We start from the raw sequence: 17,132 nt of genomic DNA on the forward strand, positions 1-17,132 counted from the left end.
GATCCTGTTTTATCGCGCAAGTCCGACTTCGCCAAGGGGCGCATGATCTTATTTACCGTCAGGATCAAGAATTTGCAAAAGGGCGGCCTGATCTGCGGCTGAAATTGTTGCATTTCCCGGTAAATCGTCGCGCCCCAGAAGGTAATCACGCCCCGAAAACCCTAAATCATCGGTCGCACTACATTCGGCCCCGGCCTTGATCAGAACTTTCACAATCTCAATCGCCCCGGATGCGGCGGCGTAATGAAGGGCGGTACGTTGACCATGCCGGGGATAAAGCCATTCATCGCCGGGATCAGTACGCGCGGCAACATCGGCACCATGATCCAGCAACCATTTAACCGCGGTCAAACTGCCGCGCTGTGCGGCTGCCATCAATGCGGTTTTGCCAAATCCGTTACGGGCTTCAACATCGTCGAAATACCCGTTTGCACGTAACACATCGAGGCTTTCCGGGCGGGCGACCGCGATATGAAGCAACGGATCAATCCCGGCATAGGCCGCACAGTTTTCAAACAGATCACCGTCCTGCCCTGTGTTCTGTTGGGCAATATTTTCAATGTCGGTAAGCGGGCGATCATCGACCAACATCACCCGCAAGGAATTTAGTGGAACCGCCGTATCGCAATCAGCACCATAGACAACGCTAAACAATGTGTTTCGCGCAATTTCCGTTGCCGTTTCACGATCTTTCCCGTTTGACTGCCAATAGGAAATCAGTGCTTTACGGGTCGTGGAAAGCTCGCGGGTAATGGCGTTGAAAACATCGCGGTTCGCCCACGAAAGATAAGACCAGACTTCAAATGGTTTACGGGATCCGGGAGGGGCCGGTAATAGAGCATCCGGATCAAGCATGGCGATTTGCATACCCCATTGCTGAGCAGCGGCCTGCGCGAAGCGAATGCTTCCCTGGTTGGGGCCAAACATATCGCCCGTCGCACCGTCGGCGACATACATATAGCTGCTTAAGGCGTCGATCGGATAATCGGCAACTTCACCTCGCCCCCAAACGCAGCCTGATCGCGGCATGAAATTGTCACGATTGCCGCCAAACATCGGGGCCGTCACATCCAGCAATTCCGGTTTTTTCTGTAGAACCGCGCAAGGTATGGCGTAAAAGGCAGAATGCGTATTGGCAAAACCCGTACTCGACGCCAAGACGATGGTTGGCTCCAAACTCAGTGCCGTGCCATCGAAGACCACGGTTGGCCCGACCACCGCGCGCATGTATCCATCGGTTAGGGGCGCGACAGCCTGATCAATTTTGATTTGCAATGCCTGAATATCGCTGGTTCGCGCCGGGCTATCGTCCTTAAAGGCAAATAGAAACAACATCCGGTCCAGCAGCCCGACGGCATCATCGCGCTTGTTGACCATACGTTCGGCGACATCGGGGTGTTCGCCCATATTGGCAATGGCTGCCTCATAGGCTGCATCATTTGTACTTTCATCGGCACTTTCATTGGCGAATGCGACCGATGACGACGTAACTGCAAACAGCATCGAAAACGCTGCCGATATCACCCGTGATGTCTTACTCAAGCCTTGCGCGTCCTGCACAGCCTATTCCCTTGAAAATGAAAGCAATCCCTATGAGCAGTATCTACGTATAGGGTATTACATTTCAGTCAACAGCATCTGCTTTATGGTGACAATGCGCATACTCAAACTAACCGCGAATGCCCTGATTGCCGCGCTATTCCTAGCAGGTTGCGACAAACTTTCCGCCTTTAATCAGCTTCAGGCAGGTAATTATCAACCGACCTTCACCGATCTGGCCTATGGTGATGCACCGCGCCATAAGCTTGATCTATATTTGCCAGATGATGTCAGCGCGCCCGCACCACTGATTGTCTGGTTTTATGGTGGGTCGTGGGATGCTGGAAACAAGGCGCAATACGCCTTTGTCGCCAAACGTTTCACCGAGATGGGCTATGCGGTCGCCGTTCCCGACTACCGACTCGTACCCGATGTGCATTTTCCACAATTCATCGAAGATTGCGCGCGGGCTGTGGCCTTCATGAAAGATTTTGGCGAACAGAACCCCAACAAGATCGCTGCTGGCCCGATGATCCTTGCGGGTCACTCGGCCGGTGCATACAACGCCGTTCAGCTCGTCGCCGATCCTGATTATCTGCGCGCGGTTGAGATGAATGCCAGTGACATTGCCGGGATCATCGGCCTGTCTGGTCCGTATGATTTTTATCCCTATGACGTCAAAGCAACCCAAAATGCCTTTGGCGATACGGCTGCGGTTAAAAGTCAGCCGGTCGAGATGGACCTGACACATATGCCGCCACTGCTACTGATCACAGGAACACGCGATCATACGGTTTACCCGCACAATTCGCGTAACTTGGCCAAATTGGCCCCGGACACCAAACTGGTTGAAATCCCCGAGGCCGGTCATGCGGGAACATTGATCGCACTGGGGTTCTATCTGACAACCAATAATGATGTGCTTGAACCGGTCACATCGTTCCTGCGCGTCCATTTACCAACAGCTTCGGACAAACCGTTGGTCGCACAAGACAAAGCATCCTGATTGAAACCATCATGCTGTCCGGCAACAAAAAACGCGCTTCCTTTCAGAAGCGCGTTTCCTTTTTCACAGCCAATCCAATCAGCCGAGCTGACCGTGGCAATGTTTGTATTTTTTGCCCGAACCACATGGGCAGAGCTGATTACGGGCAACACGGCCCCATGTCGCTGGATTGTTGGGGTCAACATTTCCGGCAGCCTGACGTGACTGCACCGTGGCACCGTCATCACCGCCTTCGGCATGGTCGGTAAGATTTTCGTGCATTTCTTGCTGTGTGCTGCGCGGTTCAAGGTCTTCTTCACGCGGCGTGCTTTGCAATTCAACATGCGACAGCATCTGTGTCACACGTTCACGCAAGGTTACCAGCATGCCTTCGAACATGTTAAACGCTTCGCGCTTGAACTCATTAAGCGGATCACGCTGACCATAGGCGCGCAGACCAATGCCCTGACGCAGATGGTCAAGTGCCAGAAGATGATCTTTCCAAGTCTGATCCAGAAGCTGAAGTATCAGACTTTTTTCGACCTGACGCATGATATCAGCACCATAATTGGCAACCTTTGCCGCCATTTTATCGTCCGCAGCCTTACTAATCCGTTCGCGCATGACTTCAGGATCGATGCCTTCTTCCTTAACCCAATCAGAAATCGGCAGATTGAGGCCCAGAAGACGCGTGACTTCTTCGTGCAGGCTGGCAACTTCCCATTGCTCGGGATAGACTTTTACCGGACAGAATTTTTCGACCATGTCTTCGATGACTTCTGCACGCATATCGGCAACGTCTTCGGCGACATGTTTGGCCTGCATCAAATCACGGCGCTGTTCGTAAACGACCTTACGCTGGTCATTCATGACATCATCGAATTTCAGCACGTTTTTACGAATGTCAAAGTTACGGCCTTCGACTTTCTGCTGTGCCTTTTCGAGCGCCTTGTTGATCCACGGGTGATAGATCGCCTCACCTTCCTGCAACCCAAGTTTCTGAAGCATGCCGTCCATACGTTCGGACCCGAAAATGCGCATCAGGTCATCTTCAAGCGACAGGAAGAATTTCGACCCGCCCGGATCACCCTGACGGCCTGAACGACCACGCAACTGGTTATCCACACGGCGCGATTCATGGCGTTCAGTCCCAATGACGAACAAGCCACCAGCATCAAGAACTTTTTGCTGATCGGTTTTGACTTCGGCTTTGATTTTCTCAATCGCAGCAGCCCGTTTGGCTTCGTCAGTGACATCGGCCAATTCATGCTCGACGCGCATCTCAACGTTACCACCAAGCTTAATGTCGGTCCCACGACCGGCCATGTTGGTTGCAATCGTAATGGCACCCGGCGCACCTGCCTGGGCAACAATAAGGGCTTCGCGTTCATGCTGCTTGGCATTGAGAACTTCGTGCGGAATTTTCTTTTCCTTAAGAAGCGCGCCCAGAATTTCGGACTTCTCAATCGATACTGTACCAACAAGGGCCGGTTGGCCACGTTGATGGCAGTCGGCCAGAAGTTCGGAAATCGCGATCCACTTTTCATTTGCGGTGCGATAAATCTCGTCATCGGCGTCTTTACGGGCAATCGGGCGATGGGTCGGGATTTCCACGACCTTAAGTTCGTAGATTTCCTCGAACTCCTCGGCCTCGGTAATGGCCGTACCGGTCATGCCCGCAAGGGTCGGATACAGACGGAAATAGTTCTGGAACGTGATCGACGCCAAGGTCTGGTTTTCGTTCTGGATCTTGACCTGTTCCTTGGCCTCAAGTGCCTGATGCAAGCCATCGGAATACCGGCGGCCTTCCATCATACGACCGGTAAATTCGTCAATGATGACAACCTTGTCGTCCTTGACGATGTAATCGGTGTCTTTCTGGAACAGCTTATGCGCACGCAGGGCCTGATTGACGTGATGGACAAGGTGAACGTTGGCAACGTCATACAGCGTGCCCTCGGTCAGGATTTCCATTTCACCCAGAAGACGTTCGGCATTTTCCGTGCCGTCTTCTGTCAGGGTAACCGCGCGGGCTTTTTCGTCTTTCTCATAATCTTCTTCGGTCAGTTTCGGGATCAGCGCGTCAATGGCGCGATAAAGCTCCGAACTGTCCTCGGCGGGACCGGAAATAATCAACGGGGTGCGGGCTTCGTCAATCAGGATGCTGTCGACTTCATCGACGATCGCAAAATTGAACGGACGCTGCACCATATCTTCGAGGCGGAATTTCATATTATCGCGCAGATAATCGAAACCAAGCTCGTTGTTGGTCGCATAGGTAATGTCACAGGCATATGCCGAACGGCGCATATCATCGGTCATGCCATGCATGACCACGCCGACCGTCAAACCAAGGAAGCCATAAACTTCGCCCATCCATTCCGCATCGCGACGGGCCAGATAGTCGTTGACTGTCACAACATGAACGCCCTTGCCTTCGATGGCATTCAGATAAACCGGCAAAGTCGAAACGAGCGTTTTACCCTCACCAGTTTTCATCTCGGCGATTTTACCGGATGTCAAAACCATGCCGCCAAGCAGCTGAACATCATAGTGACGTTCACCGCGCACACGTTTGGCAGCTTCGCGAACCGTCGCAAAGCTATCGGGCAAAATGTCCTTGAGAGTCTCGCCATTCTTCAGACGTTCGCGCAGCCAGTCGGTGCGGGCGCGCAGTTCATCGTCTGAGAGTTTCTCGACTTCGGGTTCCAGGGCATTGATTTGCTCGACCGTGGCATGCAGGACTTTGACTTCACGATCGTTAGCAGAACCGAAAATTTTCCGGGCGATGGAGCCGAGCATTAATACGTTCCTGAACAAATGAATAAACAGATATAGAGCAGCGACCACAGGCCGGGGCTCGATCACAGATAGAACCCTGCCCGCCATCTGTCAACGGAACGAACCAATATCGCTAATGTTATGGCTGGTTTTAGCCAGTTCTGGGCGAAAATTTCGCCCTTTTACCCCAAAATCAGGCCTGATTTTTGCCTTTGGAGCCCCTGCAATCTGTTGCAAAACAACGTCTGACGGCTTGCGGCTTGAGAATCTAAAAAAAACAACGTATAATTTCAGTTCAATTTTAATCTGCATGAGCAAGTAGCTCATTTTCGACGCGCCGGTTCAGTACGCCCTGTCTTTTTGGACTTGTCACCTGCACCTGACCGTCAAGAAATCCTCAGGAGGAGGAAATGGTCGATTTTTCCGCGCTTAATCCATTTCGACAAGGGCAATCTGCCCTGCAGGATGCGCGTCAGCAGTTTACAAAACCCGGCACCGAAACCCAGCAGGATGCAGCGCAGACCAATACCAACGCGCGACAGCGGGTCGATCCGGTTGCTCTTTCTGATGATGCACTGGCCGCGCATAACAATTCGGCACAGCTGTCCCCGGCCAGTGGCAAGGGGCTTTCAACCAAGCCGCTGACCACCGACGAGCTGTTTGAACGCGCACTCGACGTATCGCTTGAGCTTGTCCGCGGCAGCGTCGAAGAAATGTTTCAGCTTTCGGGTATGACCGAAGACGACGCCATTGCCGCCACCGATGCCATGTTTAACGGCATTCGCGACGCGGCAAAAGGCGAAGACCAATTTGAATTTTCCTTTGATCAGGCCATCGCAAGTCATAGCCGAACGGCAATTTCATACGCCGGCGCCAATGGTTCGGCCGTTGGTACGTCCGAGTCTGCGATGATGGCAGTGCAGTCGCTTGATATCAGCATCAATAACGAAACCGGCGAGTTTTCGTTTAACTATCAGGCCTCCAAGATTGAAGTCGTCCGCACCGAAGCCATTGCCATTGGCAACAGCATGGGGGCAGCCCTTGGCGCCCTTGGTGCGGTGATGGATGGTCTTGGCGGTGGTTCGCTGGTCGATGTCCTTGGCAATCCAGCCAATGCCGAAAATGGCGGACTTCTGTTTGACATGTCAGATAACGGCGTTGCTGATTTTATCCGCGAGCTGATGAACGCAACGGTTGGCACGGATGGCAACGGTCAAGACGGTGAAAACGCTAATGGGACTTCCGGCGAAGCGGCGTCTGGTCAGACACTGGCAGCCGAACGCATGGCCGCACTCAACGCGCAGATCACCGAACAGTTCATGGAACAGGCAACCCTAATTGTCCGTGGCATTAACCAGTCCGCACCAGACGACGGCACGGGCAAACCGCAGCTTAACCTGACGGTTGATATGTTAATGCCGATGGGACGTTTTGGTCAGGACGATAATGGTGCGACCTTCTCGTTCCCGACCGGTGAAACCGTTCCCGTCCTTGATCCAACCCAACAACAAGACGTTCAGGCCTAAAGAACAGGAAGTTCTGATTTAATCAATCGTTCGGGATGCCGCATGTCGGCATCCCCAGCCCTTCAGGAAGGAGGTGCTGAATGTTCGACCACACCACTTTTAACACACCGTCTTTGAACACTCCGTCGACATCGCAAACGGCGACACTGAATGCTGCGGCACAAAGTGCTGTTGGTGCAAATGTACCAGATATGTCAAATCCAGATATGTCGAACTCGGCAAATGGCGGCAGCAGGAATGATCGGGCGCGTGAACGCGCAATTGCCGATCAAATTGATTTGAGCATCGAGGCCAGCAAGCGCCTCGAAGAAGCCATTTCCGCGTTCCGACAGCCCGTGTTTCAGGTCGAGACAAACCCACTTGATGCGTTTAACGCCTTAAAACCGGCCTTGAGCGAGGCACAAACACGCCTGAACCGTGATGCATTTATCGTTCTTGCCATGATGGGCATCCCACCCGAAAAGGCCCGCGAAATTGCCAATGCCATGACTGGTGGGTCGCTCGAAGATGTTGCTCTTTCGGGCGCGAATGGGGCGGGGGCAACCATCACGGCCAAGGAACTTGCCCTAAATGTTTCGGGCAGTACTACCCAGATTGATGTCAGTGCGTTTCGTGTCATGTCACAAAGAATCGAGATTGATCTCACACAAATTGAAAGCCGGTTTTCAAGCATTGGCAGCACAGCCAATATTTCTATTTCCGAATTCCGTGCACAGATTGATCTCATCCGTATCGACATCGCACAGGCCTTTCAGCAGGACCCGCTTATCCTTGATCTTGACGGTAATGGCATCGACATCACCAGCCTGCAGGGCGGTCAACAGTTTGACATTGATGGCGATGGCAACATCGATCAAACCGCATGGATCCGCGGCAATGACGCGCTTCTTGCCCTTGATCGCAATAAAGACGGCAAAATCAATAACGGCACCGAATTGTTTGGTGATCAAAACGGGGCCGCAGACGGCTTTGCCGAACTGGCCAAATTTGATGACAATCAGGATGGAAAGATTGATGCCAATGACGCTGTGTTCAGCGCATTAATTTTGCTGCGCGCCAATGGTGAACAGGCAACCCTGATGGACGAAGGCATCACATCAATTTCACTTTCCATGATCACGCCAATTGATCAGCGCCTTATTGGGGGCGATCTGGTCGCAACGTCGCACTTCACCCGCGATGACGGAAGCATTGCCACCGTTGGCGAAGTTCTGTTTGACGTAAAAGCCTGATACCCCCCCCTTGGCCACCTCGCCCAACCGTGACATCAGGCGGGTCGGCTTAGCCTGCTTGAAATTTCATACAACTGCCGCACGATACTGCGTTCATCGCCCAAAATGGCTATCTGATTTGGCGGCGACTGGCTAAGCTTGGCCTTTCTATAGCTACCCTCTACCCCACATAATGAAACGCAAAGATAAGCGTTTCATATTTTGGACAGAATGCTTTGCGAAAAACCGCAGTCGCCACGGGGAAGCCTTGTGCAATAAAGCCTTATGTGATTTACCCGTGGGGAGAGGCGATGGGGTTATCCCCCCTTTGAAATCAAAGTCTGGAGAAACTATGCTGCGCAGAACCCTTTTTGCCGCGTCACTGGCATCCGTTATTTTTGCTTCCCCTGTCATGGCACAGGACGCTGCACCGGCCGAAGATCCGGTCCTTGCGACTGTCAATGGTGAGGAAATCCTGGAATCTGAAGTTCGCGCGACCCAGGCGGGTCTGCCGCAACAGTATCAACAGCTTCCGTTTGAAATGCTCAAACCGACACTCGTTGATCGCGAAATCAATCAGCGTTTGCTGATGATCGCAGGCCGTGATGCCGGTCTTGCCGATGACGAAGAAGTCAAAGCACGCGTTGATGCACTTGAACGCCGTGTCATCGCCGAAACGTTCCTTGATCGTGAAATCGCAAAGTCGGCAAGCGAAGACGCTATCAAAGAACAATACGAAGAATTCCTAAAAACCAACGAGCCAGAACCGCAGGTTCACGCCCGTCACATCCTGCTTGAGAACGAAGAAGACGCCAAAGCCATCATCACCGAACTTGATGACGGTGCGGACTTCGCCGAACTCGCCAAGGAAAAATCGACCGGCCCATCCGGACCGAATGGCGGTGATCTTGGCTTCTTTGGCAGTGCCGACATGGTCGCACCATTTGCCGAAGCAGCCTTTGCCATGGAGCCAGGTACCTATAGCAAAGAACCGGTTCAGACCCAGTTTGGCTGGCATGTGATCATGGTTGAAGAGAAAAAAGAAGGCACCCAGCCGTCACTTGAAGAAGTTCGTCAGCAGATGGTTGGTGAACTGACCCGCAAGGCAATTGACGATCTTGTTGAAAGCCTGCGTGCGGATGCAGACATCGTCAACAATGCTCCGATGCCAGCCGAAGGCGATGCACCGGCAGAAGAAACCAAAGAATAACTGATACGGGCTTTGCCTATCAGGTTTCTGATGCAAACAGGTTCCAAACGGGGCGAGGCACATTGCTTCGCCCCGTTTTTTTTTCAAGATAATGTCCTGTGCTGTTGCTTGCTTTTCGCCACCATTACGGCAGGATAGACAGATGTCTCTTTGACCAACGCCATTTGAAGGAAATGATACAAATGGGTGCGACTTCAGTTTCTCCGCTTGCCCCCGCGGCCTTTCCCGAACTGCCGGCCATTGCCGGTGTCAAACTGCACACCGCAACGCTTGGAATTCGTTACAAAGGCCGACCAGATGTGTTTCTGGCAGAACTTGATCCGGGTACGCAGGTTGCCGCAGTGTTCACCACATCGACCACCGCATCAGCAGCAGTACGTTGGGGCCGCGAAGCCCTTAAGGGTGGCACCGCACGGGCATTTTTTGTCAACGCGGGCAATTCGGTTGCCTTTACCGGCAAGGCTGGCGAGAAATTTGTCGCAGACAAGGTCGAAACCGCGTCAAAGGCACTGGGGTGTGACAAAGCGGAAATCTTTACCGCGTCAACCGGTGTAATTGGCGAACCAACCACGGCCAACCGCATCACCGATGCCATGGGCGACTTGCTTGCCAATGATGCCAGTTGGCTTGATGCTGCCAAGGCCATCATGACGACTGACACCTTCCCCAAGGGCGCCTCGGCAACCGCGAAAATCAACGGCACCACGGTTTCGATTTCCGGCTTTGCCAAGGGATCGGGGATGATTGAACCAAACATGGCGACCATGCTTGGTTTCATTTTCACCGATGCGGCCATCCCGCATGCGGTTCTTCAGGCGATTTTGGCAGACTGCAACAACCGCAGCTTCAATGCCATCACGGTTGATAGCGATACATCAACGTCCGATACGGTCCTTCTGGCAGCAACCGGCAAGGCGGGCAACGATGCCGTTTCGGGTATGGATGACCCGGCATTGACCGAGTTTAAAGACGCCCTTGAAGGCGTGCTGCGTGATCTTGCCCATCAGATCGTGCGCGACGGCGAAGGTGCGACCAAATTCATCACGGTAAATGTCACAGGTGCGGTCAGCGAAAAAGAAGCCAAGATTGCCGCCAAGGCGATTGCAAATTCGCCGCTGGTCAAAACCGCGATTGCCGGTGAAGACGCCAACTGGGGCCGTATTGTTATGGCGGTTGGAAAATGCGGTGTCACCGCTGATCCCAACAAACTGACCATTTCAATTGGTGGTATTGCGCTGGCCAAAAATGGCGAGCGCGTCGAAGATTACGATGAAACCCCGGTTGAGGCACATATCAAGGGTCAATACATCGATATCGTTGCCGATCTTGGGTTTGGTGATGGGGCGGCCACCGTCTGGACCTGTGACCTGACGCATGGCTATATCTCGATCAATGCGGATTACCGTAGCTGATTAACGGCCACAACCAACCGCACAAACAAAATGCCGCCTTTGACAGGCGGCATTTTTCGTTTTGCGCTGGATCGATCAGAGATTTGATCATCTGCGTCCGGGAATATTACCGTTCAGAACCAAACCAACATTTGCCCCTTCAAGTTCCACATCGCTTAAGTCTGTGTCACCAAAGGCAACCCCGGCAACGTTTGCCTTTGTCAGGTTTGCGCCCTTCATTTGTGCTTCATCGAAAACCGAGTTCCGCAAATCGGCCTGTTCAAAATTCGTGTTTGTTAAGTCCGCGCGCCACATCGTGCCTGTCTTGGCACCTTTTTTGTCGCGCTGATCAATCCCGCCGAATTTCACCCCTTGAAAAATGGCTTCGCTGCAATCGGAATTGGCCATTCGAACGCCATCCATCACAGCCCCGTTCATACGGACTTTCTTCATGTCCGCGTCGCGCATGGAGCACATGGCAAGGATGGTATCGACGAACAATGCCCCGCGCAGGATACATTTATCAAAGCAGGCCCCCGACAGGTCCAGACCGGAAAAATCAAGCCCGGTCAAATCCCGCCCAACCGCAATCATGGGCGCACCGTTTTTTCCGTCTGATAGCAGCCACTCGCTATGGCCATTCACCAGATCGCGAATATCGTCCACCAGCGGCGCTGACGACGTTCCACCACCGATTGAATTTGATGTATTGGATTGGGACAGATCGACATTCGTCATATCAACGTTGCGAAGGTTGGCCCCACTTAAATCCGCACCGACCAGATTACATTCCGCAAGTTTTGCCCCCTTAAGGTTCGCATTGCGTAACTTTGCCCCATTGAGGTTACAGCCGGTCAAATCGGCACCTTCAAGGTTGACTGCAAACATGTTTGCATCACTAAGATCGGTCTTTGAAAGGCTCGCCCCGGACATTCTGGCACTTGTCAGGTTAGCCCCCCACATCATCGCCCCTTCAAGATCGGTACTGGTCATGTCGGCGGCCTTACTGACCGGACGTTCCTGCGAACCTTCGACAATCACCATAATGCCTGCACGTAGATCAATGCCGCTCAGATTGGCGTAGCGCAGCTTGGCGCGTGCCATGTTCGCGCCGCGCAGATCAGCCCGCTGGAAACTCGACCCTTCAAGATCGGCCTCAACAAAGTTGGCGCCAAACAGATCACAAAAATCAAAACAGACTTTATGGGCGGTCGCTTGAATGAAATTCGCACCGGGTAGAATGGCGTCCTGAAGGCTGATTTTGCTCATTTTTATACGCGACAGGTTGGCACTGCGCATTTGCATGCGCCGCCCACCTGGCTTTTGATTGAGATACAGTTGATGCATTTTGATGGCATCAATCAGATCCGAACGCGAATCCATCTTGCAAATATTCCCCGACCGCTAAATTACCATTTTTGAATTAAGCAGACAGAATGCAACAGTTTCGCCGTAACGCAATGCTTTTAACGCCTTGCAAAACCGTAATATTCTTTAGATGTCGGGGATTCGTTTTTAATCGGGCATCGCATGACACCCCCAAAGCCAGCAATAGCAAGGCACTGCCAGAGACCTATTCAGGGATGGTTCCCGTCAGGATTGCACCGATATTTGCACCGCTTAAATCAACATCGACAAGATCGGTATCACCAAAAGAAACACCCGAAATATTGGCGTTCTTCAAGCTGGCACCTTTCATCTTCGGTGCGTCGAAAACAGCATTACGCATATCGGCTTTTGAGAAATCGGTACCGCTTAGGTCCGCACGCCAAACCGAACCGGTTTTTTTACCCTGACCATCAAGCTGCGCGACACCGCCAAACTTGGCGCCCTGAAAAACAGATTTGGCGCAAACTGCGTTTGACAGTCGAATGCCGTTCAAAATCGATCCGTTCAGCCGTGCACGTGATAAATCTGCATTGCGCATTGATGACATCGCAAGAATCGTATCAACGAACAACGCGTTGCGCAAAATACAGTCATCAAAGCAGGCCGCCGATAAATCCAGTCCGGAAAAATCCATTTCGGTCAGATCACGTCCGGTTGCATTCAAAGGCGTTCCGGTCTGTCCGTTGCTGGCCAGCCACTCGCTATGGCCATTGACCAATTCTCGAATATCATCGGGCAAGGGGGTAACGGCTTTGCTGCCGATGGAATTGGCGATATTTGCCTGTGAAAGATCAACACCGGCCAAATCGACATTGCGCAGGTTCGCCCCTGTCAAATCGGTGCCGACCAGAAGGCTGTCCTTAAGCCGTGCCCCTTTGAGGTTGGCGTTTTTAAGCTTCGCCCCGGACAGGTTACATCCGGTCAAATCCGCACCCGCCAGATTGACCGCAAACATGTTGGCGTCGCTCAGGTCTGCATCGACCAAGCGTGATCCCGACATGTTGCTTTCGGCAAAATTCGCCCCCGAAAGCATCGACCCTTCCATATCCGCGTTGGCAAGATCGGTGGCACGTTTGACTTTTCTTTCGCGCCCGCCATCAACGACCACCATCACACCGGATCGAAGGTCAGCCCCCTTAAGGTTGGCATTGCGCAATTTGGCGCGTGCCATGTTCGCACCGCGCAAATCAGCCCGAACAAAGCTTGATCCTTCAAGGTCGGCTTCAACAAAATTGGTGCCAAACAAATCACAAAAATCAAAACAGACGTCGCGGATGGTTGCCTGAATAAAATTCGCGCCCGGTAGAACGGCGTCCTCAAGACTGATTTTGCTCATCTTGATGCGTGACAGGTTGCCATTGCGCAACTGCATGCGACGGCCCCCCGGCTGCTTCGTCACATAGAGTTGGTGCTTCTTAATGCCATCAATTAATTCTGCGCGTGATGTCATTTACTGGGCCGAATCCCCGGTCATTTAACAGTCTTGTTCTACGTTAATTAGAATATTCTTTAAGTCTACTCCTACTCGCGCATCAACAGTCTTACAAAATCTGACATTCACATAAAATATCGCGTGTTTATAAATATTTAGCCGCCATATCATATACAAACGCGTAGGGCGGCAGCACCTTTGCAGCGCGACTACAAGCACAGCAGTCTCATAAACACGATATCGTTGCCACCTCCCAATTTTAAAGTGGCCCGTATTGGCGCGATTCGCAATAATCCCAAAGTCGCGGGTTCCCCAAGCCGTCTTGTCATACGTCTGATCAAGGACCATCTGCAAAAGATAGCTTTCTCCAAAATTGCTGCGCAGGGTCAATGCATCACATTCTGTTTGTCGACGACGACGCCAACGTTTTGCAGGGGCTGCGACGGCGCCTGAAAACTTTACGGCCAGACTGGAACCTTCATTTCGCCAATAGCGGTTCTGCGGCCCTCGGCATGGCAAAAGATCAGTCCTTTGATGTCATTGTCACCGACATTCAAATGCCGGGAATGGACGGGGTGGCGCTGCTGGAAGAAATGCAGAAAATCCAGCCTGATGCGGTTCGGATCATTTTAACCGGGCACGCCAGCAACGATTCCTATCTGCGAACCATCGGCCCCGCGCATCAGTTCCTTAGCAAACCCTGCGACAATCAAACCCTGCTTGATAGCATCGAAAATGCGCTTAGCCTGCGTCAGCGGCTGCAAAGCCCGGAGATGCGGACATTGGTGGCAAATGCCAAAAGTCTGGCGTCTCCACCCGATACCTATCTGCAGCTTCAGTCCTTGTTCAACACCCCGCACTATTCGCCTGAAAGCGTGTGCAAGATTGTTGAAGCCGATATTGCACTGACCACCGAGGTCCTGAAACTTACCAATTCATCCTATTTTGCCATTACGCAGAAAGTCTCCTCGGTTTCCCATGCTGTGCGGATGCTCGGCATGGAGACGCTTAAGGCGCTTGCACTGTTTATTGGCATTTACCGCGGCTTTGACGGCCCCAGAAATCAGGCGGCAAACCTGAAACGCCTATGTCACCGAAGCCAGCAAATTGGTGTCACAGCGGCATTGATTGCCGAATATGAAAAACTGCCGCGCGAAGTGTGCCATGCCGTCCCATCAATCGGCATGCTGAGCCATATCGGCACCCTGATCCTCTATGCCAATCGCCCCGATGAAATGAAGCTGGTGACCGACCGGGTTGAACAGGAAAACATCCCGATTGAAAAGGCAGAAGAAGAACAGTTTGGTGCAGGGCATCCTGAAATCGGGGCCTATCTTTTGGGTTTGTGGGGGTTTCCTGCCCCGGTCATTCAGGCAGTTGCCTATCACCACCGCCCGATGGACTTGCCTCATAAGGAAATGAATGCAGTTACCGCAATCTATGTCGCGCAACATTTGACCCGCGAGATCGCCATTATTGATGCCGGGGGTGCGGTCGAAAGCGACATTGATTTGGCCTATCTCGAGCAGATCGGAAAAGCGTCACGTATCGAGGAATGGACCAGCATCGCGCGGATCGTTTCGGGAAAGTACAAACAACTGACCAACGACTAAGCCGTGGTCAACCAAGGCCAGCCTGCAACGCAGCCGTTTGCATTAACGCGGCGCGAACAAAATGACGCAGGCCCCGACAAGACAAATCGCCATACCGGTTAAATCCCAACGATCAGGCACAGCGCGCTCGACAATCCACAGCCAGAAAATAGATGCGGCAATATAGACCCCGCCATAGGCGGCATAAGCCCGCCCGGCAAAGGCCGCATCAACACGGGTGAGCAACCAAGCAAAGACAATCAGCGATGCAATCCCCGGAATCACCCAAAGAACAGACTTTCCCGATTTCAGCCACGCCCAAAAGGCAAAGCATCCGGCAATTTCGGCAAGTGCTGCTGCGATATAGGCCGCAACGGTCTGCATCACGTCCCCTTTGGCTTTGATCCTAAAACGCCGGGCGTAAGTCACCGGCATATTTTCCCGCCCAGTTGGTCAGAACCGGTGTCAGGTATTTCTTGAGCGTTTCTGCCTTGGCATCATCAATCACGCCATGCTGACGCAGGATCGCGCCCATTGCGACCTCGGCCCCGCGTTGCGTGCCATCGTCGATTTTAAGTGCCACACCAAGTCCCTGTTTTGGGAAGGCGGCACAATAAACGCCCTCGGCTCCGACCTTGACCAGCGCGTCTTCACCGCATTCTTCCATGATCCCGGTACAGAAACGACCGGTCCCAGCCACCATGAAGGGGGCTGCGGCACAGCCCTTGCGGATGCGTTTGATCGCCTCAATGCGTTTGGCGTCCAACCCCGATGGATCGGCCATGCGTGCCATGGCCAAACCAAGATCGCGCAACCGCATGCCAATCACCGGAATGCCACAGCCATCAATACCGCGCGGGGTCGATGACAAATCACAATCCCCCATCTCCTCAAGCACCTTGATCAGGCGTTGCTGAACCGGATGAGACTCGTTGATATAGCCTGCCGGGGTATCGCCCAGATGCTGGGCCGTCGTCAGAAACCCGGAATGTTTCCCCGAACAGTTGTTATGCGCCTTGGTCAAGGTGACCTGATCACCAGCCTGTTTGATCCCGGCGGGTGGATGGATAGAATAATGCGGCGCACATTCGAGTGTTTCGACCGACAACCCGATATGTTCGAGCCATTCCTTAACCGTATTGGCGTGTTCTTCCTCGCCATTATGCGATGAACAGGCCAGCGCAATATGCTTGTCCTCAAGCTTGAAGGCGTCCGCCGCCCCACTTTCGACCAAGGGGATTGCCAGCAATGGTTTGATTGCGGAACGCGGATACATCAGCGCATCAATATCGCCGCCCTCGGCCACCACTGTGCCATCGGCCTTCATCACGACATATCGCCCGCGATGGAAACTTTCGACCATCGATCCACGGGTGGCTTCGACAAGGATCGGGTTAGCTGCGTGCGACATCATTGTGCTCCGGCATTGGTGGGACGGGATCAGAACGTCATCTTCCTATGCCCAAACCCGCCCCCAAAAGCAAGCACAGCACATCATGCACGCCAAACTTGGTCAATGCGGTCAAATGGCCTTTGGCAATGGGATTGCCGTGTGATTCTTATATTCCTTGAGCACCAAACTGGATTGCACATCGCGCACATTGGGCATTGAAAGCAACTGATGAGTGACAAAATCACCAAAACTTTCGATGTTGCTGGCCACCGCAACCAGCAGGAAATCCTGCCGCCCGGTCATTGCCCAGCAGGACAGGATTTCGGGCAGGTCATTCATCGCATGGGCAAAATCCTCTGCCCCGGCTTCGGTATGGCGTTGCAGGCGCACCTGAATGGTCGCCAGAACGCCAAGCCCAACCTTTTTGCGATCCAACAGCGCCACCTGTCGGCGGATTACCCCGGATGCTTCAAGCTGTTTGACCCGTCGCAAACACGGGGATGGCGACATGCCGACCTTTTCGGCAAGTGCGACATTGCTGATCCCGGCCTCATTTTGCAGAATCTGCAAAATACGGATATCAGTCACGCTTAAGCTCAGGTCGGTCATTATACACCTTACATTATCAACTTTCCGTCACTTTCATTCAATCATAGCGCAAAATGGTATTTGATTCGCCAGAA

Annotated in this window: 14 protein-coding genes; 6 read left to right on the forward strand and 8 right to left on the reverse strand. The window is 52.8% G+C overall.

Features of this window, described 5'->3' with window-relative positions:
• Positions 1–48: 48 nt before the first annotated feature.
• Positions 49–1,503 carry an ankyrin repeat domain-containing protein gene (locus AMM48_RS06595; RefSeq protein ID WP_158246433.1) on the reverse strand — a complete coding sequence of 485 codons (1,455 nt, stop codon included), beginning with the start codon at positions 1,501–1,503 and terminating at the stop codon, positions 49–51.
• Between AMM48_RS06595 and AMM48_RS06600 the strand changes: the two genes are divergently transcribed.
• Entirely contained in the window at positions 1,463–2,545 is a 1,083-nt protein-coding gene (locus AMM48_RS06600; RefSeq protein ID WP_244271137.1) for an alpha/beta hydrolase, read from the forward strand. The genes AMM48_RS06595 and AMM48_RS06600 overlap by 41 nt on opposite strands.
• A 78-nt stretch (positions 2,546–2,623) precedes the next feature.
• Here AMM48_RS06600 and secA read toward each other — a convergent pair whose 3' ends face one another.
• Together secA and AMM48_RS06610 are read right to left on the reverse strand one after the other, a co-directional pair.
• Positions 2,624–5,326, reverse strand: coding sequence for a preprotein translocase subunit SecA (secA, locus tag AMM48_RS06605; protein ID WP_102783407.1), 2,703 nt, complete (start codon positions 5,324–5,326; stop codon positions 2,624–2,626).
• Positions 5,327–5,416: 90 nt separating this feature from the next.
• Entirely contained in the window at positions 5,417–5,632 is a 216-nt protein-coding gene (locus tag AMM48_RS06610; protein ID WP_102783408.1) for a hypothetical protein, read from the reverse strand.
• 83 nt (positions 5,633–5,715) lie between these two features.
• Between AMM48_RS06610 and AMM48_RS06615 the strand changes: the two genes are divergently transcribed.
• The 4 genes from AMM48_RS06615 to argJ all read left to right on the forward strand — a co-directional run bounded on the left by AMM48_RS06615 (position 5,716) and on the right by argJ (position 10,664).
• Complete coding sequence (locus AMM48_RS06615; RefSeq protein ID WP_102783409.1) at positions 5,716–6,831, forward strand: hypothetical protein; 1,116 nt, start codon at positions 5,716–5,718, stop codon at positions 6,829–6,831.
• Between the two features lie 80 nt (positions 6,832–6,911).
• The gene (locus AMM48_RS06620; protein WP_102783410.1) at positions 6,912–8,063 is read left to right on the forward strand and encodes a hypothetical protein; all 1,152 of its coding nucleotides are present in this window, start codon (positions 6,912–6,914) and stop codon (positions 8,061–8,063) included.
• A gap of 331 nt (positions 8,064–8,394) precedes the next feature.
• Positions 8,395–9,252: a peptidylprolyl isomerase gene (locus AMM48_RS06625; protein WP_102783411.1), complete on the forward strand. Its 858-nt coding sequence runs from the start codon at positions 8,395–8,397 to the stop codon at positions 9,250–9,252.
• A gap of 182 nt (positions 9,253–9,434) precedes the next feature.
• Positions 9,435–10,664: a bifunctional glutamate N-acetyltransferase/amino-acid acetyltransferase ArgJ gene (gene argJ / locus AMM48_RS06630; protein WP_102783412.1), complete on the forward strand. Its 1,230-nt coding sequence runs from the start codon at positions 9,435–9,437 to the stop codon at positions 10,662–10,664.
• An 87-nt stretch (positions 10,665–10,751) separates the two neighbouring features.
• On the opposite strand, the gene AMM48_RS06635 is transcribed toward argJ, so the two are convergent.
• Together AMM48_RS06635 and AMM48_RS06640 are read right to left on the reverse strand one after the other, a co-directional pair.
• The gene (locus AMM48_RS06635) at positions 10,752–12,026 is read right to left on the reverse strand and encodes a pentapeptide repeat-containing protein (protein WP_102783413.1); all 1,275 of its coding nucleotides are present in this window, start codon (positions 12,024–12,026) and stop codon (positions 10,752–10,754) included.
• A gap of 190 nt (positions 12,027–12,216) precedes the next feature.
• A complete protein-coding gene (locus AMM48_RS06640) occupies positions 12,217–13,482 on the reverse strand; it encodes a pentapeptide repeat-containing protein (protein WP_101298843.1) in 1,266 nt (421 codons plus the stop codon).
• Between the two features lie 371 nt (positions 13,483–13,853).
• Here AMM48_RS06640 and AMM48_RS06650 point away from each other — a divergent pair, with 371 nt between their 5' ends.
• Complete coding sequence (locus tag AMM48_RS06650) at positions 13,854–15,077, forward strand: response regulator (RefSeq protein ID WP_102783415.1); 1,224 nt, start codon at positions 13,854–13,856, stop codon at positions 15,075–15,077.
• Positions 15,078–15,119: 42 nt separating this feature from the next.
• Here the strand turns inward: AMM48_RS06650 and AMM48_RS06655 are convergent, their stop codons facing one another.
• The 3 genes from AMM48_RS06655 to AMM48_RS06665 all read right to left on the reverse strand — a co-directional run bounded on the left by AMM48_RS06655 (position 15,120) and on the right by AMM48_RS06665 (position 17,058).
• Positions 15,120–15,440 (reverse strand): YnfA family protein, encoded by a 321-nt coding sequence (locus AMM48_RS06655; protein WP_102783416.1) that lies wholly within the window; start codon positions 15,438–15,440, stop codon positions 15,120–15,122.
• A 22-nt stretch (positions 15,441–15,462) separates the two neighbouring features.
• Positions 15,463–16,467: an asparaginase gene (locus tag AMM48_RS06660; protein WP_244271138.1), complete on the reverse strand. Its 1,005-nt coding sequence runs from the start codon at positions 16,465–16,467 to the stop codon at positions 15,463–15,465.
• A gap of 111 nt (positions 16,468–16,578) precedes the next feature.
• Entirely contained in the window at positions 16,579–17,058 is a 480-nt protein-coding gene (locus AMM48_RS06665; RefSeq protein WP_022730888.1) for an Lrp/AsnC family transcriptional regulator, read from the reverse strand.
• Between the last annotated feature and the right edge of the window lie 74 nt (positions 17,059–17,132).

It is taken from the genome of Thalassospira sp. GB04J01 (assembly GCF_000751115.1).
GTDB classification, from domain to species: domain Bacteria; phylum Pseudomonadota; class Alphaproteobacteria; order Rhodospirillales; family Thalassospiraceae; genus Thalassospira; species Thalassospira lucentensis.